This is a genomic window from Mesorhizobium sp. M0410 (assembly GCF_040321435.1).
Lineage (GTDB): Bacteria > Pseudomonadota > Alphaproteobacteria > Rhizobiales > Rhizobiaceae > Mesorhizobium.
The window spans coordinates 118,186-139,205 of sequence record NZ_JAMYRN010000012.1; the positions used below are offsets into that span (position 1 = coordinate 118,186).

Consider the following 21,020-nt stretch of genomic DNA (forward strand, 5'->3'; position numbering starts at 1 on the left):
TATTTCGGGAGGACAGCCATGAAGAAATTTCTGAATTCGGTCGATACGGTGCTGACCGAGAGCCTCGACGGCTTCGTTGCAGCGCATGCCGATATCCTGGCGCTTGGCGAGGAACACAAATTCATCCGCCGCAAGCTGCTCAAGCCGGGCAAGGTGGCGCTGATCTCCGGCGGCGGCTCGGGTCACGAGCCGCTGCATGGTGGGTTCGTCGGGCACGGCATGCTGGATGCCGCCTGCCCCGGCCAGGTATTCACCTCGCCGACGCCTGACCAGGTGATGGCGGCGGCCGAAGTCGTCAATACGGGCGCCGGCTGCCTGTTCATCGTCAAGAACTACGAGGGCGACGTGATGAATTTCGACATGGCCGCTGAAATGTCGGAAGGCGTGATGCAAATCGTGACCAATGACGACGTCGCGGTCGAAAACTCGTCCTACACAACCGGCCGGCGCGGCGTCGCCGGTACGCTGGTGGTCGAGAAAATCGTCGGCGCGGCGGCCGAAGAAGGCATGCCACTGGAGCCGTTGAAGGCGCTGGGCGAGCGCGTCAACGGCGCGACGCGCTCGATGGGCGTGGCGCTGACCAGTTGCACCGTGCCGGCGGCGGGCAGGCCGACCTTCGATATCGGCGACGGCGAGATGGAGTTCGGGGTCGGCATCCATGGCGAGGCCGGAAGGCGGCGTGACACATTGAAAAGCGCCGACGCCATCACCGACGAGATCTGTACCGCAATCCTGGGTGACCTGGGCGACGGTGCCAGAGGCCAGGCACTGCTCTTCGTCAACGGCTTTGGCGGCACACCGTTGATGGAGCTTTACCTGATGTACAACAGCGCCCGCAAACTCTTCGAGAAGCACGGCGTCACGGTAACCCGGTCGCTGGTCGGGTCCTATGTTACCTCCCTCGACATGGCCGGCTGTTCGATCACGCTGAGCATGCTCGACGACGAGGCGGCTGTTTGGTGGGATGCACCGGTACATACGGCCGCGCTGCGCTGGGGCATGTAGCGGCGGAGAATGCCCTAGAAATAGTCGGTGATAGGACCGACATCGGCAACGCCGCGTACCGTCAGACAGTTGCCCTCCTCACCCTGCGTAAGATAAAGAATCTGCGGGTTTGGGGAGTTCGATCATGCGTTACAATTGGGATCGGGCGCCGACGGGTTTCGAGCGCCATGGAAAGATGCTGGCAGCCGCCTTGCTGATCGTCGGCGGGGTCGGACTTATGCTCGCTGCCCTCCCGCTTTAGGGACAACAACTCGGGTAGCGGACTACTTCCGTGCGCGTTGCCTCAGTGCACCTGGCCTGTCACGGCGAGAAAACGGCGGTCACGCCCTTCAAATCCCTGGCTGAAGCGCTGCACGAGCACGACAACCACGCCCGCTTTGCCGTCTGGGGTGAAGGTGTAGGATTCCGACAGGCTATAGGAGGTCGGGCAATTCCTCGAACCGGGTACAGTCCTGTCCTCGTGCAACACCTTGATCGGATGGCCGTCCTGGCCTGCAGCGTCAGGCGAAAGCCGAGCGCCTTGCCGGTCATCTCGCCCTGCTGTGCCCCGTCGAAACTCGCTGAACAATCCGCCGTGCTATCGGCAAGAATCTGCTCGAGCTGAATGGTCGAGATGCCAAGCTCGTCATAGGTCGGCGAAAGCCATTGTTGCGAAACCTGCTCGAGGCGCGCAATGTCGTTGTAGGCGACCATGTCGTCGGGAAAGGTGAACCTGTCCAAGGCAGTCCGCTCGCCACGCGGCGCTATGTAATACTTGGCCAGCAAGGGCGCCGCCTGCTCCGCGGCCTGTGCCCTTGCCTGCGCAAGTGTCAGCGTCGAATCCTCCGTCTCGTCGACGACGAGGATCGGCTTGCCGCCGACGAACTGATCGGTGCGGGTGTCGATGATGTCGATCTCCGACCAGCCCGAATCCGAAGCACCGGCATCGAGCGTGCCGTACTGTTCGAAGGCGAAGTAGTCGCCGTCTGGCGAAAAGCCGATGACGCGCCGAGCCGCCGCGTCGCCTGCCTGAGCAGCTGAAGCGAGCACCACCGCCAGCGTCGCAACCGCGGCAAACCCAAGCTCATATCGCAATTTCATCGCGCCCTGCCCCTAATGCCGAAAATTCGAACGATACCGGCCCCCAGACCACCATGACCCGCACTTGCGGCCAAGTTAGAACGACAGCAAACGAAACGCACAAATACATGGTTACACAAACCAGCATACGCTATTTCAAGGACAGCAAACATTCCTGGGGAGGAAGCTGGATGGCGTCACGCTACCACGAGATCTATGACGGCTGGAAACGCGACCCGGAAAAGTTTTGGGCCGATGCCGCGGGCGCTATCGACTGGTTCTCGCCCTTCGAGACCGTGTTCGACGCCAATGCCGGCGTCTATGGCCGGTGGTTCAACGGCGCTTCCTGCAACACCTGCTTCAATGCCGTCGACCGCCACGTGGCGGGCGGCCGTGCCGACCAGATCGCGTTGATTCATGACAGCGCGATTTCGGGCACAATCAGAAAATTCACCTATGCCGAGTTGAAGCGCGAGGTGGTCGCGCTGACCTCGGTGCTCAAGAATCGCGGCATCCAAAAGGGCGATCGCGTCATCATCTACATGCCGATGGTGCCGGAAGCAGCCTTCGCCATGCTTGCCTGTGCGCGGATCGGCGCCGTACATTCGGTGGTCTTCGGCGGCTTTGCCTCGCATGAGCTCGCCACCCGCATCGACGACGCCAAGCCGAAGCTGATCATCTCCGCTTCCTGCGGCCTGGAGCCAGGGCGCGTCGTTGCCTATAAACCGCTGCTTGACAAAGCGATCGAGATGTCGCGGCACCAGCCCGAAGCCTGCCTCATCCTGCAGCGCGACCAATTGCGCTGCGAGCTCAGGGAAAATCACGATATCGACTATGCCGACGCCGTGGCGCGTGAGCGGGCCGCCGGCGCCAATGTCGACTGTGTTCCGGTGCTTGCCACCGATCCGCTCTACATCATCTACACGTCGGGCACGACCGGCCAGCCGAAAGGCATCGTGCGCGACAATGGCGGCCATATGGTCGCGCTGAAATGGTCGATGGAAAACGAGTTCGGCGTCAAGCCGGGCGAAGTGTTTTGGGCGGCTTCCGATGTCGGCTGGGTGGTCGGCCATTCCTACATCGTCTACGGCCCGCTGCTGCATGGCTGCACGACCGTGCTGTTCGAGGGCAAGCCGGTCGGCACGCCCGATGCCGGCACCTATTGGCGGGTGATTGCCGAGCACGGCGTCGTCGCGCTGTTCACCGCGCCAACCGCCTTCCGCGCCATCAAAGGACAGGACCCGAAGGGCGAATTCGTCCCGAAATACGACCTGTCCAAATTTCGTACTTTGTTCCTCGCCGGCGAGCGCGCCGATCCGGAAACCATCAAATGGGCGGAGCAGAAATTGAATGTGCCGGTGATCGACCATTGGTGGCAAACCGAGACCGGCTCGCCGATGACCATCAACCCCGCCGGACTGGGCCTGCTGCCGGTCAAATACGGCTCGCCCGGCGTGCCGATGCCCGGCTATGACATCCGCGTGCTCGACGATGCCGGGCATGAGGTCAAGCGTGGTGCGCTTGGCAATGTCGTGGTGAAATTGCCGTTGCCCCCCGGCTGCCTGCCGACGCTGTGGAATGCCGACGAGCGGTTTCGCCAAGCCTATCTCGAGGAATTCCCCGGCTTCTACAAGACCGCGGATGCCGGCATGATGGACGAGGACGGTTATCTCTATGTCATGGCCCGCACTGACGACATCATCAATGTCGCCGGCCACCGGCTCTCGACCGGCGCCATGGAGGAGGTGCTGGCCGCGCATCCCGACGTTGCCGAATGCGCCGTCGTCGGCATTGCCGATGCGATGAAGGGCCAGGTTCCACTCGGCTTCGTCGTGCTGAATGCGGGCGTCGACCGCGATGCAGGGATCATCGAGAGCGAGGTGGTCACGCTGGTGCGCGAACGGATCGGCCCTGTCGCAGCCTTCAAGACGGTAGTGACGATCAAGCGCCTGCCGAAGACGCGCTCCGGCAAGATCCTGCGCGGCACCATGCAGAAGATCGCCGACAAGGAGGAATGGGCCATGCCGGCGACGATCGACGACCCCACCATCCTCGACGAGATCACCGCAGCACTGAAGGGCCGCGGGATCGGCCTGTAAGAACGCCGAAGCCGAGTTGCGTTCGAAGCTCCGGTATGGAACGACCGGTGCCAGACATGGTATCCACGCGCTGCGTCGCCATGTTGTTTCGAGATCGAGGCGCATTCATAGCCATACGGGACGCCATTCGTGACCTTGTTCCAGCGATCGAGAAACACCCGGACCGCGGCGCGCCAGCGGCTCGAGATCGATATCCGGGACTCAGTCGTCTATGCGATCGGCGACGTGCATGGCTGCTATAAGGAGCTTCGCTCCCTGGAGCAGAACATCCTGCTCGATTCTGCGTCTTTCGAGGGGCGCAAGCTCATTATCATGCTTGGCGACTACGTCGATCGTGGCCCGCAGTCGGCGCGCGTGCTCGATCATCTGCTGGCGCCGCCACTCCAAGGCTTCCAGCGTATCTGCCTTGCCGGTAACCACGAAGTCGTGATGCTGAACTATCTCGACGGGATCATTTCGAGAGAGTCGTGGCTGGCGATAGGCGGCCTGCAAACGCTGTTTTCCTACGGCGTCGACCCGGACCGCATGGCCGATCTCTACGGTTCAAACGAGGAGGTCGACGGGCGCATTCGGGAGATCATTCCCGCCGACCACGTCAGTTTCATGCGTGCGCTGCCGGTCATGGTCTGTTCGGCGAGATTCGTATTCGTTCATGCCGGCATCAGGCCGGGCATCGACCTCGCCGCACAAGACGAGGACGACCTGCTCAACATCCGCTCGGAGTTCTTCGAAGCCGCGCATCTTCTTGACCGCTATGTGGTGCACGGGCATACGCCGGTCGAGTTTCCGAAGCTCGAGGGACGCCGGCTTGGCATCGACACGGGCGCCTTCCAAAGCGGCCGGCTGACCGCAGTCAGGATCGCCGACAAACGCGCCAGGCTGATATTTTCCTGAGCGCGATATCGTCGCTCAGGCGGCCGCCTTTGTGCGCGCTTCCGATTTTTCCAGATAATAGCTCGAATATTTGTCGAAGAATCTTTCGGAGCCGCCGATCGAGCCATACTTGGCCAGTTTCTTCAATTCGACCTTGTTCAGAACCGCGCCGACGATCTTCTTGGCGATATAGGGTTCTGAGCTCAGCACGGACTGCACCATTGCCCGCGGCGTGCGTCCCCACTCGGCGACCAGCACGAAACCATCGACAAGCGGGGCGAAGGCCTTGGCGTCGACGACTGGCCCGAGCGGCGGCAGATCGACGATGATGTATTCGAAAGTTTCCTTGGCATTGTCAATGAAGCGCCGCATGCCGGCCGAAGACAGAAGCTCGCTGGTGTGCGAAAAATGGCCACGCAGGACGGCCGGGATGATCGCCAGCTTGGTCTGCCGGTCGATCTTGCCGACCGACTGCCAGGTCCGCCCGCTCACCACTGCTTCCATCAGGCCTTGCTCGGCCTCCATGCCAAGGCTGCGGCTGAGGCCGGGGTTGCGCAGGTCACCGTCGATCAGCAGCGTTTTCGATCCGTTGGCGGCAAGCAGCCCGGCAAGATTGGCGGCAACCGTCGACTTGCCTTCGCCGGGCAGCACCGAGATCACACCAATGACCCGGCTGCCCTGGCCTTCCATCACGACATCGAAGGCGATCTTGGCGTTGCGCAGCGTCTCGGAGAACATTGACGCCGGTGCATCGACGGTTACCCGCATGCGCGCACGTTTTTCGGCTGCCGACAATGTTTTGGAGGACTGGGATTTGGAGGACTTGGCGGTCCTGGTTTCGGCGGCCTTGACGTCGGGCTGACCGTCGTCGCGCTGATCGTCCTTCCCAGCCTTGCCGATGACCGGCAGGTAGCCGAGGAATTTGAGGCCGACGCGGTCGCGCACATCCTCGCCGGTCCTGAAGAACCGTTCCCTGAATTCATTCAGGCCGCCAACCCCGGCCCCCATCATTATGCCAAGCGCCAGCGAAAGCCCCAGCACGATGGCCGTCCGCGGGGTTGCGGCCGACTGCGGCATCGTCGCATCAGAGATGACCCGGATTTTGCCGACCGGGAAGGATTGCTGCTGTGCAGCCTCCTCATAGCGGTTCAGGAATGTCTGATAGAGCGTCGAGAGCGCCGTCGCCTTCTGGTCCAGTTCACGCAACTTGACCTGCGACTGGTTGTCGATGGAGCTCTTGCCTGCCGCCAAGGCGACATTTGCGCGGAGCGCGGTCTCGCGCGCCAGAGCGACCTCGTATTCGTTGCGGTAGCTTTCGGTGAGCTGCTTCAGCTCGCCGAAAATCTGCGCCGATATGTCGGCCTTCTCCTTGGCGAGCGCGACGGCCTGCGGATGTTGCGGGCCGAAATTGGCTTCGACATCCTGCTGCCGCTTGGCGACGGTGAGATAGCGGTTCTTCAGCGTCGTAATGACCGAGCTGCTCGGCTGGTCGTTCGATATCGCAGCGTCCTTGAACGCATTGTCCGAGCCGCTTTCGACGATCGACTTGTACTGCTGATAACGGGCGCCGGCACGTGCGGTATCGGCCTGCGCGACGATCAGCTGGGTGTTGAGATCGGACAGTTGCTTGTCGCTGATCAGCTGGCCGTCATTGACGGCCAATCCATGTTCGGCCCTGAACTTTTCGACCGCCAGTGCGGCCGCCTGGGAGCTCTCACGAAGCTCGGTCAGCCGGCCTTGCAGCCAGACCGCCGCCCGCTCGGTCGCGTCGAAGCTGGCATCGAGCTGATCGGCGAGATAGGCGTCGGCATAGGCCTTGGTGATGGCGGTCGCAAGCGCCGGATCCGTCGCCTGGAAGGAGATGCTGATGACAAAGCTTCGGCCGATCCGCTCGGCGTCGAGTTGGTTCTGCAGTTTGAAGATTGCGTAGTCGCGGGGCGACGACGATGCGGTGATCGCGTCACGCGTCGCAGCATCAAGCTGAGTGACGTCGGTCGTGCTAGCGGCGCGCTTGGGGCGGACAGACTGGATGATACCGCGTACAAAGCCTGCGACCTTCGACAGAGCCGACGTCGGAGGGTTCATGAAAGCGTCGTTCTGATCGAGCTTCAGCTTGTCGACGACCACCCCCGCCAGCCTGGCCGACTGCAGAATTTCGATCTGGCTCAGAACGGCGGAGTCGGTCTGCATGCTGACCGACGCCGCCGAAATGTCGTCGACGACCTTGTTCAATCCTTCGTCGATCAGCACGCTGCTCGTCGCCACATAGGTAGGAGGCGTCGTCTGCAAGTAGAGGACGCCGAGAAAGAGACCGATGACGGCACAGGCGGCAACCACTTTCGCCTGCCGTGCGGCCATGCCAAGCAGGCGCTCGATGTCGATGAAGTCTTCGGCGTTTGCCGCACTCGAAGCCGGCAATGGCGTCCTCTTCTCGACAGGAAAATTGGCATAGTTCATCTTCGGTCCAATTCTAGTTTGCAGGCGCTACCGCCTCGAAGGTCGGGACATAGGGTGCAAACCTTGCGCCGGACAGTGCGCGTTACGCGCGGCGCAACGGCCTGTCCTGCGTCATCAGCCGCACCCACAATGCCTCAAAAAAAAGGACATTATGCGGCTTCTTCCCGACGCTGGTGCGACCGGACGAATTCCTGCAGCATATCGAAGATCTGGCCCTTCATGTCCTCCCGCGCCAGCGCGAAAGCGATATTGGCCTGGATAAAGCCCTCCTTCGAACCGCAGTCGAACATGCGGCCGTCGAAAGGCTGGGCGAAGAAGGCTTGCGTCTGTGCGAGGCGCACCATCGCGTCGGTCAGCTGGATCTCGTTGCCGGCGCCGCGTTGCTGGCTGCCCAGCAGCGAGAATATCTCGGGCTGCAGGATGTAGCGGCCGTTGATGTAAAAGTTCGACGGGGCGTTGGCCGGAGCCGGCTTTTCGACCATGGCCGTCACCTCGAAGCCAGTGCCGACATCCGCGCCGCGGCCGACAATGCCGTATTTGCTGGTCTCGGTCGGGTCGCAGCGCTCGACGGCGATGACGTTTGCGCCGGTCTGTGCATAAAGATCGGCGACTTCGGCGAGACAGCCGCGCCCGCCAAAGGACACCATGTCGGGCAAAAGCAATGCAAAGGGCTCGTCGCCGATGACTTCGCGCGCGCACCACACGGCATGGCCGAGGCCCTGCGGCGACTGCTGGCGGATGAAACTCGTCGCGCCGGCGACGGGAAGCAGGCTTTCGAGCGCTTCAAGCTGCGCCTTCTTGCCGCTCTGCTCCAGGGTTCCGATCAGTTCAGGATGCAGGTCGAAATAGTCCTCGATCACCGCCTTGTTGCGGCCGGTAACGAAGACGATGTGCTCGATGCCTGCCTCGAACGCCTCATCCACCGCATATTGCACGACAGGCCTGTCGACCACCGGCAGCATTTCCTTCGGCATGGATTTGGTCGCCGGCAGGAACCGCGTTCCAAGCCCTGCCACCGGTATGACTGCCTTCCTGACTTTCTTCATTGCATATTCCTTCTGATCGATTTCAACCCGTCGCAGGCGGCGAAAACTATCTTCATTCGCCCGCAGCCCTTCACCTCCCCGCCACTACGGCAAACTGTGCCGCTACCCTTCGCAGCCGGACGGCGATCGGCATGCTCATATGCCGAACCGCCGCCGGATCGCTGAGCGCCGTCCATATCGCCTTGAGCGGGGACCGCGCCTTGATGTGCTGAACCAGCGACAGGAATGACGCCGCCCGCCGCAGGCTGCGAGCGCGCCTGGCAAACGCCGCCGCGGCCGCAGCATCCATGGAATGGGTTCTCGCGAAGATGGCATCGGCCCTGCGCATCGCCTCGACGTGATGAAGCTCCAGCACCCGGGAAATGGAGCCGGTGCGGATGTGGTAGACATAGCCCGTCGTCGGTTCGACCACGCATTTGCCGCCTTTGGCCAGAGCATTGGCCAGGAGGATATAGTCTTCGCCGATGATCAAGCTTTCATCGTAGCGGAGCCCGTTTTCGTTCAGGAACCGGCGCTGGAAGATCGGCTTGAGATAGCCGAGATTGAATCTCGATTCGAAGACCACATTGCCGGCGATGTAATCCGCCAGCGAGATTTCACCGAGCCCTTCCAGATAGTCGGCCGGGAACATCGTCTCTTCGGCAACGCCATCCTCGCGAACGACCTGCAGATTATCGACCGCGATCTCGGCGCCCGCCTTCTCCGCGCGTTCGATCATGGTGCAGATTCGCCCGGGATAGACCGCGTCGTCGGAATCGAGGACCGCGACCCACCTGCCGCGGGCAAGTTCAAGGCCGGCGTTCCTGGCGCCGCCGGGGCCACGGTTTTGCTCAAGCGCGACCACGCGTACGATGCCTTCGGGGTAGGATCTCGCCAGATCGAGCGTCCGGTCGGCCGACCCGTCGTCGACGACGATGACCTCGACGCTGACATTGCGCTGGGCAATGGCGCTGGCGATCGCCCGATCGATGGTCGCCTCGGCATTGTAGGCGGCAATCACGAAGCTCACGTCAGGCTGCACGCTTGCCCCCTTGCTGCGGCGAAGACAGACCGTATTGGCGAATTTCACGAACCCCGACGAGGCCGCTGACGACGCCGACATGCATAATGCCGCGAAGCAGGCTGCGGTTCCGGCGCACGGGGTCGATGGCGACCGGAATTGCCGACAGGAAACTGTAGGCGGCCTTTGCCGCGGCAATGCCGACCTGCTTGAGCCGGGCAAGGCCGTGTACATTGCGCCCCAGAAGATGACCGTGCGTCTGCCCGACGCGGAACCGGCGGCGGCCGAGCCAGTCGAATGCCGCCCTGGCAGGTGGCACCGCTTCGTCGACCCAAGCCTCCGGCGAAAAGGCGATGCGGCCGCCGGCCTTGACCATCTGGTCGAAGAATTCCGTATCTTCGCCGCCGGTCTGGCCACGTGCCAGGCTGAAGCGCCGGCCGCGCAGGCTCTCAGCCCCAATCCTGAGCAGGACGTTGCAGGTATAGCCGGTGCGGATCTCGCCGCGGACCCAGACCGGCAGGGTCGAGTGGAAATCGCCCTCGCGCATCCAGTCGGGCGCATCCGGCCGGTAACGGGCCCGCACCGGCCCGAGAACGGCCGCAGCACCAGTTGCTTCCGCCGTCGCCACCAGTTCGGCAAGCCAGCCGGCGGTGGCCGTCTCGTCGTCGTCGATAAAGGCGACGAAATCCATCGCACTTGCATCGAGGCAAGCGTTGCGCGCGATCGAGATGTTGCGGGCCGGAGCGTGGCGGTAGGTTACCGGCAGCTTCAACTCCCCCGACAGCCTGGCGACCAGCGTTTCGGCCGTCGGCGTATCGTCGTTGTCCGCAATGATGACACCGACGTCGAATCCCACGGGCATATCCATGGCCGCTATGGAGCGAAGCGTGTCGGCAAGCTCCGGCCGGCGAAATGTGCAGATGCAGATATCGATGCTTCGATTTTTCCTGACCGGGTCCATCACGCTACCTCGCGCTGCGGTCGCGGTGCGAGCAGTTGCAGCCAGAAACCGACCGACCAGCCGAAATGCATAACCATTGCCGAGACCCCGGCAAGCGCAATGTCGGGTTTGCGCCGGCTAACGGCGGTCCAAAAGCCGTAGCCGAGGCAGACCGACGCCCATAGCAAAAGCGGCACGGCCGCCAGCCAGTGGACGAAGGAAAAGGCGGCGAGAAGAACCACGGGGAACACCAGAAGCGGCACCATTTGCCGGATCTTCGGGATCATGCGGTGCTTGAGAACGTTCTTCGCCCGACCACGGCCATAGCCGAGATACTGAAAATAGAGGCCCTTCAGCGAGGAGCGCGGGTAGTAGACCATCTGCGTCTTGCCGGTCATCCAGATGCGGTAGCCGGCCTGGCGGAGCCGATAGTCGAGTTCGGCATCCTCATTGTGGCTGAACGTCTCGTCATAGCCGCCGACCGCGGTGAAGGCCGATATCCGCATCAGCGCATGGTGGCCATGATCGACCCACTCCCCCGCCGAAAGGTGCCGGTGCTTGGAGCCGCCGGTGCCGAGCCTGGAATTCTGCGCCGCTGCCGCTGCTTTCTGAACCATGCCGCTGCCACTGGTCAGCATCGAGACGACGACCGAATCCGCGCCGGTGGTCTGCGCTTCTTCGATCAGCCGGTCGCAATAATCCGCGGGATAGCCGCCGTGCGCATCGATGCGAATGAGATAGTCGACGCCTTCCCCGAATCTGGCGACGGCGAGATTGATCGCCGCGCTCTGCAAGCGCTTTTCATTGTGCAGCAGGGTAACCCGCTGATCTTTTGCGGCGATATCCGCGACGATCGTCCTGGTGCCGTCGGTACTGCCGCCATCGGCAACGATGATCACGGCGCCCAGCCTCTCGGCCGCAGGGCGAAGCTCTCGAAGCAATGCGCCGATATGGGCCGCTTCGTTCAGGCATGGAACCACGATCATGCAGGATGGAATGTCGGTTTGCGTCATCGGCAGTCCTTCTATGCCAATGCTTCGGCAGCATATGGGCCGGGAGCCGCAGTCAGCCCGCGGAGCTTTTCGACAAACGCCCGGCAATCGGCGCGGTCGTGGCTCCAGGTGCGCGGATTGCGGGCGAGAACACGCGCCCTCAATGTCTCGAACCGATGCTGCTCCATCGTGCCGACGGCGGCTTCGAGCGCCTCGGGCGTGGCTTCTGACAAAAGAACCCCGATGCCTTGTCGGTCGAGGAACCGGCCGGTTTCGGTGGTTCCCATCGAAATCGGCACGGCTCCGAAGCGGCAGCCCTCATAGAGCCGGTTGGGCAGCAACCATTCGGAGTTCAGGCCCTGCTCAAAAAAGTCGATGGCCCAGGAAAAGTGAACCTCGTGGTAGATCGCCGCCATGTCCTCGGGATTGCGGTAGGGCCCGCCAAACGACAGCCAGGGTTCCGATTGAACAAAACCATGGAAATCGGGAAATTCGGACAGCGCCGGCCGGCCTCTGAGGACGATTTCAAAGCGGCCGTCGAGGCGTCGCGAAAATTCGGCCAGAAGCTCCAGGGAGCGACGGCAGCGGAGCGCACCGAACCAGCCGATTCGCCACGGCGGCGCAACGGGATTCTCCGCCGTAATGCGGTCATCCAGCGAAGCTGCGGCCGGCTCGAAATGCTTGTTTTCGAGCAGTTCGACCGGGGCGGCAACCTGTCCGAACGGCTTGAAATAGTTGGCGATGAAGGCCGGAGAGCTGGTCACCAGAAGCTTCACATCCTTGGCCAGGAAGCGTTCCGCACCGCGCATCGCCCAGCCCAGCGGATCGTCGCGAAGCAGCAGGCGATGGATGTCCAGGCACTCGTAGACGATCGGCACTGTTGCCTGGAAAGCCGACCTGGCGCGGCGGGCAAGCGCCAGCATTTCCAGATTGCGCGCGATAATGAGGTCGGGCCGTGGCATTGAGCCCAGCTTCGAGCCGGTCGAGACCACCGCCTTCATGATCGCGGCCAGACGTTGGGCGAATCGGCCATCACGAGTCGGGCCGAGATCGACCGGCTGCAAGCCCTCGACATCAGCAACTGCGCTTGCCGTACGACGAAAGCCCGCCAGCGTAACCTGGGCGCCGCCTGCCTTGAGCATTATGATCCGCCGGCGCACTGCCGGGTCGGAGACGTCGTGTACCAAGTACAAGACATGCAGCATGAAAACTCGACCGCTGTTGGCCCGCCCGCGACGATGCTAGTACACCTCTTGCTGCATCGCAACATTTTTGGTTGCAGCGTAGCAAAGATCCACGTTTTTTGTTGCACTGCAAAATCGATGGGTTAATCTCGCTCTGCTTGGGCCGCATGGACCGCGCGCTGGCCTGCCATCGGACTGCGCGCCAATAATCACGACGCGAGGACCATCCTTGGCGTGCAGCATTTTCGGCCAACCCGCCTGCAATTCGCCCCTTCGCGCCCGTCGATGGAAGCACGGGACTACTCACGAAATGAGGTCATTCCATGAAGATCGCGGTTGAAAACACCGTCTGCCTGAATACCGGGGATGCAGCGATTCTCCTGGCGATTCGCCATGTTTTCAAGACGATCGTGCAGGACGATATCCAGTTCTACGTCTTCGACAGCCAGCCGGAGGTGGCGGCGAGGCTCTACACGAAGAAGGACTATCCGGACCTCGAATTCCACAAGCTGTTGTCGGAATCGCTGTTCCGCTACAAATACGGCAGCGGGCTGAAGAACCTGTTCAAGCCGATCTACAATCGGCTCGTCCTCAATGCCCTGCGGCGGTTCGGCATCCGCGGCGTTGTCGGGCGTTTGTTCAGCTCAAGCAATCGCCGTGGTCTCGAGATCTACAAAGACGCCGATCTCGTGGTCACGACAGGCGGAACCTATCTCGTCGAGACCTACAATCTGGAGCGGCGCCTCAATCAATTCAGGATCGACGCGATTCTGGGCAAGGACCCGGTCTTCTTCACACAATCGCTCGGCCCGTTCAACAAAAGTTACAATCGCCAGGAGTTGAGCCCGATCTTCGACCGGAGCCCGCTCATCCTGCTGCGCGACGAACGTTCGCGGGGCCACATTGTGGACATGGTGAAAAACCCCGGCAAATGCCACGTCGTGGCCGACGCCGTCTTTGCCCTGGCCGACACTGACAGGATCGGAAAAATTCTGGCCTCCGGCCAGTCGGCGACCGTCACCGGCCGCGTCGCCATTTCCGTCCGTCACTGGAACTATGTCAGCGACGGCGAGGGCGGCATGCGCCGCTACATCGACTCGATCCGCGAGATCGCGACTATCCTCGTCAGGGACCACGCCAAGGAGGTCACCTTCGTCTCCACCTGCCAGGGCGTGCCGGAATACGCCCATGACGATTCCAAGACGGCGCGGGCTATCGTTGCCGAACTCGATCCGGAGATCGCCGAACATGTCAGCGTGGACGCTTCGTTCCACACGCCGGAGCAATTGATGGCCCTGGTGAAAGGCTTCGACTTTGTCGTCGCAACACGCATGCACATGATGATCATGTCGCTCTGCGTCGGCACGCCGGTGCTGCCGATCGCCTATGAATTCAAGACCAAGGAACTTGCCAAGCGGATCGGCGTCGCCGACCTGCTGCTCGACATCGATACGGTGACGCCCGAGGAAGCGAGCGAGAAGCTCGGCAGACTTACCGCCAATCTCGACCTCTATCGCAGGACGAGCCTTCAGGCAGTGCTTGAGGAGCATGCGTCGGCGATGTCGGCAGGTGAGCTTTTGAGGCCGGTGATCGCTCGCCTAGCGGGCGTTACGCATGGCGCTGGAAAGCGTGGTGAACAGGGCGCTGCGCGATTGGCGAAGGGCAAGCATGAGGACCAGGCCGATCGAATAGTTGAGGGCAACCGCCAGGACCACCGCGAGCAGGTCTGACTGACCGGTCAGCGATGCCGGCAACTCGCGGTACACGGACCAGGCAAGCAGCGACGATGCGATGAAAAGCCCCTGCATGATCAGGAAGTCGGCTGCGGTCACCGGGCCGACCCGGTGGACCAGGACGGCGAGCACCGGGACGCGCAGCACATAGCCGCTGATTGCATAGGCCGCCGCGACACCGACGGCCCCCCAGTGCAATCCGATGATGAAGGCGGCGACCGTCGTCAGCGACGAGTAGATGCCCCAGTGGAACATGGTCTTGGTCTTGCCCTGGCAGATGAAGATCCATCCCGTGGTGCTCGAGACGGACTGGATCAGGCTGGCGATGCCCAGCCAGGCGAAAATCGGCGCCACCGCCGCCCAGCGCTCGCCGAAGAGAAGCCCCACCACCTGGTCCGACGTCAGCGTCAGCGCCGCGATGCCGGGCATGGTGACGGCCGCCAGCATCCAGTTGGTTCGCACATAGATGTCGCGAAACCGCGCCTTGTCCTCATGGATGCGGCTCAGCAGCGGCACCATCACGCGTGTCAGTGGCTGGTTGATGTTCTGCAGCGGAAACAGCAGGAGCTTGTAGGCGCGGTCATAATAGCCGAGCTCGATCGCGCCCGAATATTTTCCGATCAGGATGTTGTCGAGATTGCGCGAGAAGAAGTTGGCCAGATTGAAGCCGGTCAGATTGGCGCCGAAGGACAATATGTCGGTATCGACCTTCAGGTCCGGCCGAGACGGCGTCCAGCGCGCCACCTGCCATGCCGCGGCCAGCGCGACAACAGCCGATACCGCCGGGCCGATGACCAGCGACCAATAGCCCAGTCCCGCATAGGCGGCGATTGCGGTAGTCGCAAGTCCGGCAGCGGCGGTAATCACGTCGTTCAGCGCGAGCTGGCCAAAGCGCAAGTGACGGTTCATCAGCGCCAGCGGCACCGCGGCGAGGCTGCCAAGCAGCAGCGGCAAGGCAGAGCCGATGGTGATCCCGACCATGCGTTGATCGCCGTAGAAGGCGGCGATGGCGGGCGCCAGGCATGCCACCATCGCGGCACTGCCCAGCCCAACCAACGCACTGATCCAGAACACCTGGTTGAGCTGCTCCGTGCTGATATCCTTGCGCTGGACCACAGCCTGCTGCAGGCCAAGGTTTTGAAGCAGCCCCACAAAGGCCACGATCGGACCGACGGAAGCCACCAGGCCGAAATCCTCGGGCACGAGCAGACGCGCAAGCACGATGACGGAGAGAAACTGGATCGCCATCTTGAAGCCTTGCGCGCCGATCGTCACCACGCCGCCGCGCAGGGCGACACGACCGAACTGGGGGGGCGGGTTGGCGTTCATGCCGGGCGTCCGGCTTCGGCCAGCTGGGCAACGATCTGCGCAAAACGTTCGTTGAGCACGTCCGCGTTGAAATCCTGCTCGATCTTACGGCGCGCCGCACGTGCGATGCGCTCGCATTTGTCCGGGTTCTCGGCCACCCAGACAAGCTTGCGGGCCAACGCCGCAACGTCTCGCTCCGGTGCGAGGAAGCCTGTCTCCTGGTCCTCGATCAGTTCGGGAATGCCCGAGTGATAGGTGCTGACGACGATCAGCCCGGCGGCCATAGCCTCCATCAACGCGACCGGAATACCCTCGAGATCGCCGTCTCGCGCGGTAACGCTCGGCAACAGGAATACGTGGGCATCACGCAGGCGCTGCTTGACCTCGGCGTGCGGACGCGGCCCGAGGAAAGTCACCCGGTCGGCAATGCCGAGATTTGCGGCGAGCTTCTTCAACTCTTCCAGCAATTCGCCGCCGCCAATCACCGAATAGACCCAGTCGCGCCGCTGCAGGCTGGCGAGCGCCCGAAGGGCGAATTCGATGCCCTTCTTTTCGGTCAGCCGGCAGACCGAGATGAAGGACAGTGTGTCCCGTTCCCAGGAACGCCAATGGTAGCCGATCTCACCGGGCCGCACGCCCATATGGTGAACCATGACTTGCGCCGGGGGTGCTCCGACGCCGATCAGGGCATCGCGGAAAAACGCGTTCACCGGGAGCTGGAGAACGCCCTTGTCGAAGACAACCTTGTAGCGCGTGAGCGTGTTGTCATGCAGCGGTTCCCCCACATCGCGGCCGTGGAATATGGTCACCAAAGGAGCGGAAATCCGGCCTCGTTTCATGGCGCGGGCGACGCGCATGCCGTTATTGCCGAAATGCGCGACGATCACATCGGCGTTCTGCAATTTGCGCGCAAAAGCGATGTCGACGGCGGTCGAGAGCTTATCCCAGAACCTGCCCGACCATTTCCTGAGCGTCGGGCGAAAGCGCCCCAGCCCGCCCCACCAGCAGACGACCTTGCCAGGGAGAGCCTGCCAGCGGCGATCGTCGGTGTTGCTGTCCTTGCCGAAGGACGTCTCGTTGCAGACGACGCCGACTTGCATGCCGCGCTCGAGGCACCCTTCTATCTGGTCAAGGACGAAGGTCTCCGACAAAGAGGGGAACTTATCAACTACGAAGCAAATCTTCATCGAATGGACGATCTTTCGAGGCCGGTCGGTGATCTGCTCGCACGGATGAGGGCTGACGCCCGTCGCCGCCGTGCGAGGCGCTTCAAGCGTCTGGTGTTGTGCACGTTGTTGTCCCAAAGCCGCTCACACCCCGGTCAGGCGCAAAAGCAGGCTGTTGGGCGACATAAACGATATTGGACGAAATGCATCAGGCGGCACGCTCCAGCGCGCCTTGCCTGGCGCGGTCGAGAACGCCGAGAAAAGTCGCGAACTGGCTGTCGGGGTTCATTTGCGGCCGCTCCGAAAACAGCTGCGCCGCCGCGGACAGACGGTCGTACTCGGCCTTGTCGCTCCATAGTCGCCTGACCGCGGCGACCCAGTCGTCGAGCGGTGCGTCATAGTCGAGCACCACGCCGCCGGCGCCAATCGCTTCCGGCAGGCCGCCGCGGCGGGATCCGACGACTGGAATGCCGCTGCAATGGGCCTCGGATGCCACCCGCCCCCAAGCTTCTTCCCATTTGCTGGGCGCCAGCAGGATCTTGGTGCGGCCATAGACGGTCTTCATGTCGCTGGTGCGGCTTTCCAGCCTGACGTTGCGTAGCGGCGCGATGATCCGTTCGATCTGCGCCCGGTGGTCGTCGTCGAGCTTCCAGCTTTCGACGAACAGGAACGGGATTTCGGGGCATTGGCCGGCGATGCGCACGGCGAGTTCGAACCCTTTTTCATTGTAAGGATTGATCAGCGTGACGAATTCACCGGTGGTCGGCGTGCTGTAGAGCCCGGGATTGATGGTCGGCGGGATTACGGTCGAGTCGATGCCGAACTTTTCCTTATAGGTGCGCGCGGTGAATTCGGAGTTGGCGATATAAAGCGCCGAATGCAATTCGCGCAGGTCGCCGGCCAATTCGTGGAATTCGACGTTCCGCAGATAGACCACCAGCGGCACGCCGAGCGCCTGCAGCGCCTTTCCGATCGGCACCGATTTGTGGCACTGCACGACGGCGACATCGGGATCGAGCCGTTCGACGGCGAAGCGGGCCGCCTCCCAGGGAAACCACGCCCGCACGACAAGATAGCCGGGATAGCTGTCGATGACCGCGCGCTGGCGAAGGAGCTTCATCTTGGCGCGCGCCTTGAAACCGAACATGCCGTCACCGAACAGCGCCGCCAGCACCGAGGCGTCATGACCGTGCTCGCGCAGCTGCTCGACCAGATGGTGCGTGCTCGACTGAACGCCACCGCTGAACTGCGGTGTGTAGCCGTTGCCGCCTGCAAACAGAACTTTCATGGACCTGGCTCCTTGCTGGACCGCCCTAGCGTCACGCCGCCATTCTGCCGATGCTGTGGTATTCGATGCCGTGGCGGGCGATGACCTTGGGGTCGTAGAGATTGCGTCCGTCGAAGATGACGGGCCTGGTCAGCGCGTTCTTCAATGCATCGAAGGACGGCGCGCTGAAACTCTTCCACTCGGTCACGATCAAGAGCGCGTCGGCGCCTCGCAGCGCGGCCTCCTTGGTGCCGCACAGTTGCAGGTCGTCGCGCAGCCCGTAGATCGCCTGGCATTCCTGCATCGCCTCCGGATCATAGGCCTGGACATTGGCACCGGCGGCCCAGAGCGCTTCCATCAGCGTGCGGGCCGGGGCCTCGCGCATGTCGTCGGTATTGGGTTTGAAGGCCAGGCCCCACAGCGCAAAGGTCTTGCCTTTGAGATTGCCCTTGAAATAGCGGTGCACCTTCTCGAACAAGACCGACTTCTGCTGGTTGTTGCGCTCCTCGACGGCACGCAGCAGCTTGGCGTCGAACTTGACGGCCTCGGCGGTCTTGATCAGGGCACGCACATCCTTCGGGAAGCACGAGCCGCCATAGCCGAGGCCCGGATAGATGAAGTGGTAGCCGATCCGCGGGTCGCTGCCGATGCCCTTGCGGACCTCCTCGATGTCGGCGCCCAGTTGCTCGGCCAGGTTGGCCATTTCATTCATGAAGCTTATCTTGGTCGCCAGCATGCAATTGGCCGCGTATTTGGTGAACTCGGCACTGCGCACGTCCATCACGATCATCTTTTCGTGGTTGCGGTTGAACGGCGCGTAGAGCTCGCGCATCACCGCCTCGGTGTCCTCGTTGCTGGTGCCGACGATGATGCGGTCGGGCTTCATGCAGTCGCTCACAGCGGACCCTTCCTTGAGGAATTCCGGATTGGAGGCGACGTCGAAAACCAGATCCTCGCGCCCGCGCGCCTTCAGCGTCTCGGCGATCCTGGCCTTTATTCTTTCGCAGGTGCCGACCGGCACGGTCGACTTGCCGACGACGATCTTGGGCGCGTCCATCTCACGACCGATGGCCTCGGCGACGGCCAGCACATATTTGAGGTCTGCCGAACCATCCTCGCCCGGCGGCGTGCCGACGGCGATCATCTGGATCTGGCCATGCTTGATCGCCGCGGCGGCGTCGGTGGTGAACTTGATGCGGCCGGCGGCATGGTTCTCCTTGACCATATTTTCGAGACCGGGCTCGAAGATCGGGACATGGCCTTGGTTGAGCCGTTCGACCTTTTTTGCATCGATGTCGACACAGACCACCTGGTGGCCGACTTCGGCAAGCACCGCCGCCTGTACAAGACCGACATAGCCGATTCCAAAGACAGTCAAATTCATTCGGTTTCATTCCTGTTCAAGGCTTCGGGCCTGTTCAAGCTTCGGTTTTCCGACCACCTTCGGCCCGGCCGGTTCAGATGCGCTTCTAGTTTGTGTTGCATGCCAGCGATTCCGGGAATTGGCAGGGCTGGCCGAGTGCGGTGAATGCAACGCGATCCACCTGCATGGTGAGCTTGCGGCCCGGATCCGAGAACGGCCCCATCCAGCCCTTCATCGTATCGCTGCCCCACAGGCTGAAATAGATCCTTTGCGAATGGGTGGGCAGCTTCGCCGGATCGGTGATCTCATGGACAAGCTTGCCGTTGACGTACCAGCGCAGCCGGTCCTTTTCCCAGACGAAGGCGTAGTCGTTGAAGGCCTTGTCGGTGCCGCCGGCGACGTCGACCAGTTTCTCGTTCTTGCCTTTGCCGGCTATGTAGGCGTTGACCTGAACCTTGGACGTGTCCTTGGTCAGCACCTCGAAGTCGATTTCATCATGCGGCTGCTTGTCGGCATCGCCGACGAAGCTGAAGAATGCCGCGTTGACGCCGGAGCCCGTGTCGGTCTTCATCCGCGCCTCGTAGGTGCCGTAGCCGAAGCGCTGCTTGGTCTGGATCTCGGCGCAGGCGAATTCGCGATCCTTCAGCTTGCGCTTCTCGAAACCGAGCGTCAGCATGCCGTCGGAAAGCCCGATCAGGCTTTTGGACCAGGTGCAGTTCTGATGCTTGCCGTTCGTCCAGCCGTCGGAAATGTACCAGCGCGCGCGACTGAGGCTGGTGAAATCATCGACAAAAGACGGCGCGGTTGGCAGATCCTGGGCACGGACGGGCACCAGGCCCGCAACCAGACTGACGAGAACGATCAGCAGAAACGCGCCGTCTGAACGGAGCGGCCGCAGCTTGCCTGGGATCGGGCGCGTGAACGGGGTGCCGCGGGGTGCCGGGGCGGACGTGCTTTTAAGATCTGCATTCATATCAAAACTCACCTTGTGCTATGCGCCCCCAAAGCGATCGTTCGAACCGTGACGAAACAACCTGATCTTGACCTCTGTCGCTCCCAAGCTCCGTGTTGTGCCTAAACCATTGCGCCGACCCGGGTGTTCGCTCAGCCTGTGCCGGAATCGGCGGGCTTCACAAAATCAGTCCTCATGTCGGGACCGTTCTGCCGCTTCGGCTCGAAGATTTCATCCAGCGAATGACGGAGATCCTTCATCATCTGCATCTGGCGCGACAGCGCTGCGATGCGCCGCTCGCAATTCAGAATCGACCTGGTCAGTTCGCCGACTTCGGAAGACCTGCGCGAGGAGACCGAACCGTTCTCCATCGCCTCGACCAGAAAGGCGGCATTGGTGGCCGTTGTCCTGTAGCGGTTCTCAAGTCCGCTCTTCTCCGCCTCGATTTCGGCCGCGACCTGGTCCAGCAGCTTTGCCAAGCGATCGAGGCGCGAGGTGTCGGTCTGCGTGTCGCGCGCCGGATCTCTCGATCGGAAGCGAAAGATCGAGGCCATGTAGTCAGCGCCCCGTCATCGT

The 21,020-nt window shown here is 62.2% G+C and carries 16 protein-coding genes and 2 pseudogenes; 4 read left to right on the forward strand and 14 right to left on the reverse strand.

From position 1 onward, the window contains the following. The first annotated feature begins 18 nt into the window (after positions 1-18). Complete coding sequence (gene dhaK, locus NKI63_RS19295) at positions 19-1,005, forward strand: dihydroxyacetone kinase subunit DhaK (RefSeq protein WP_352506970.1); 987 nt, start codon at positions 19-21, stop codon at positions 1,003-1,005. 283 nt (positions 1,006-1,288) lie between these two features. On the opposite strand, the gene NKI63_RS19300 is transcribed toward dhaK, so the two are convergent. Together NKI63_RS19300 and NKI63_RS19305 are read right to left on the reverse strand one after the other, a co-directional pair. After that, positions 1,289-1,474, reverse strand: coding sequence for a DUF2259 domain-containing protein (locus tag NKI63_RS19300; RefSeq protein WP_352506971.1), 186 nt, complete (start codon positions 1,472-1,474; stop codon positions 1,289-1,291). A gap of 86 nt (positions 1,475-1,560) precedes the next feature. Then, a pseudogene (locus NKI63_RS19305) lies at positions 1,561-2,085 on the reverse strand (DUF2259 domain-containing protein); the annotation flags it as partial. A gap of 170 nt (positions 2,086-2,255) precedes the next feature. Here NKI63_RS19305 and NKI63_RS19310 point away from each other — a divergent pair. Then, on the forward strand, positions 2,256-4,163 hold the full coding sequence (locus NKI63_RS19310) for a propionyl-CoA synthetase (RefSeq protein ID WP_352822892.1): 1,908 nt from the start codon (positions 2,256-2,258) through the stop codon (positions 4,161-4,163). Between the two features lie 129 nt (positions 4,164-4,292). Further along, positions 4,293-5,057, forward strand: a complete 765-nt coding sequence (locus NKI63_RS19315) for a metallophosphoesterase family protein (protein ID WP_352822895.1) — start codon at positions 4,293-4,295, stop codon at positions 5,055-5,057. 15 nt (positions 5,058-5,072) lie between these two features. Here NKI63_RS19315 and NKI63_RS19320 read toward each other — a convergent pair whose 3' ends face one another. From NKI63_RS19320 to NKI63_RS19345, 6 genes are all read right to left on the reverse strand, one after another. Then, entirely contained in the window at positions 5,073-7,493 is a 2,421-nt protein-coding gene (locus tag NKI63_RS19320; protein WP_352649780.1) for a polysaccharide biosynthesis tyrosine autokinase, read from the reverse strand. Positions 7,494-7,642: 149 nt separating this feature from the next. Then, complete coding sequence (locus tag NKI63_RS19325; RefSeq protein WP_352649782.1) at positions 7,643-8,539, reverse strand: UTP--glucose-1-phosphate uridylyltransferase; 897 nt, start codon at positions 8,537-8,539, stop codon at positions 7,643-7,645. Between the two features lie 70 nt (positions 8,540-8,609). Beyond that, entirely contained in the window at positions 8,610-9,560 is a 951-nt protein-coding gene (locus NKI63_RS19330) for a glycosyltransferase family 2 protein (protein ID WP_352822898.1), read from the reverse strand. Beyond that, on the reverse strand, positions 9,550-10,500 hold the full coding sequence (locus tag NKI63_RS19335) for a glycosyltransferase family 2 protein (protein WP_352822900.1): 951 nt from the start codon (positions 10,498-10,500) through the stop codon (positions 9,550-9,552). Before NKI63_RS19335 ends, NKI63_RS19330 begins: the two co-directional genes overlap by 11 nt. Then, complete coding sequence (locus tag NKI63_RS19340; RefSeq protein ID WP_352822902.1) at positions 10,500-11,492, reverse strand: glycosyltransferase family 2 protein; 993 nt, start codon at positions 11,490-11,492, stop codon at positions 10,500-10,502. Before NKI63_RS19340 ends, NKI63_RS19335 begins: the two co-directional genes overlap by 1 nt. 11 nt (positions 11,493-11,503) lie before the next feature. After that, positions 11,504-12,676, reverse strand: coding sequence for a glycosyltransferase family protein (locus NKI63_RS19345; protein ID WP_352822904.1), 1,173 nt, complete (start codon positions 12,674-12,676; stop codon positions 11,504-11,506). Positions 12,677-12,978: 302 nt separating this feature from the next. Between NKI63_RS19345 and NKI63_RS19350 the strand changes: the two are divergent. Continuing rightward, positions 12,979-14,031, forward strand: a pseudogene (locus tag NKI63_RS19350) (polysaccharide pyruvyl transferase family protein); the annotation flags it as partial. Between the two features lie 222 nt (positions 14,032-14,253). Here NKI63_RS19350 and NKI63_RS19355 read toward each other — a convergent pair. The 6 genes from NKI63_RS19355 to NKI63_RS19380 form a co-directional block, all read right to left on the reverse strand. Continuing rightward, the gene (locus tag NKI63_RS19355) at positions 14,254-15,717 is read right to left on the reverse strand and encodes a lipopolysaccharide biosynthesis protein (RefSeq protein WP_352479832.1); all 1,464 of its coding nucleotides are present in this window, start codon (positions 15,715-15,717) and stop codon (positions 14,254-14,256) included. Next, positions 15,714-16,883: a glycosyltransferase gene (locus tag NKI63_RS19360; RefSeq protein WP_352822907.1), complete on the reverse strand. Its 1,170-nt coding sequence runs from the start codon at positions 16,881-16,883 to the stop codon at positions 15,714-15,716. Before NKI63_RS19360 ends, NKI63_RS19355 begins: the two co-directional genes overlap by 4 nt. A 187-nt stretch (positions 16,884-17,070) precedes the next feature. Further along, positions 17,071-18,150: a glycosyltransferase gene (locus NKI63_RS19365; RefSeq protein ID WP_352822909.1), complete on the reverse strand. Its 1,080-nt coding sequence runs from the start codon at positions 18,148-18,150 to the stop codon at positions 17,071-17,073. Positions 18,151-18,181: 31 nt separating this feature from the next. Then, positions 18,182-19,513 (reverse strand): UDP-glucose dehydrogenase family protein, encoded by a 1,332-nt coding sequence (locus NKI63_RS19370; protein ID WP_254816094.1) that lies wholly within the window; start codon positions 19,511-19,513, stop codon positions 18,182-18,184. A gap of 85 nt (positions 19,514-19,598) precedes the next feature. After that, positions 19,599-20,465 carry an endo-1,3-1,4-beta-glycanase ExoK gene (exoK, locus tag NKI63_RS19375; protein ID WP_352702491.1) on the reverse strand — a complete coding sequence of 289 codons (867 nt, stop codon included), beginning with the start codon at positions 20,463-20,465 and terminating at the stop codon, positions 19,599-19,601. Positions 20,466-20,596: 131 nt separating this feature from the next. Next, positions 20,597-20,998, reverse strand: coding sequence for a hypothetical protein (locus tag NKI63_RS19380; protein WP_352702493.1), 402 nt, complete (start codon positions 20,996-20,998; stop codon positions 20,597-20,599). Positions 20,999-21,020 lie beyond the last annotated feature (22 nt).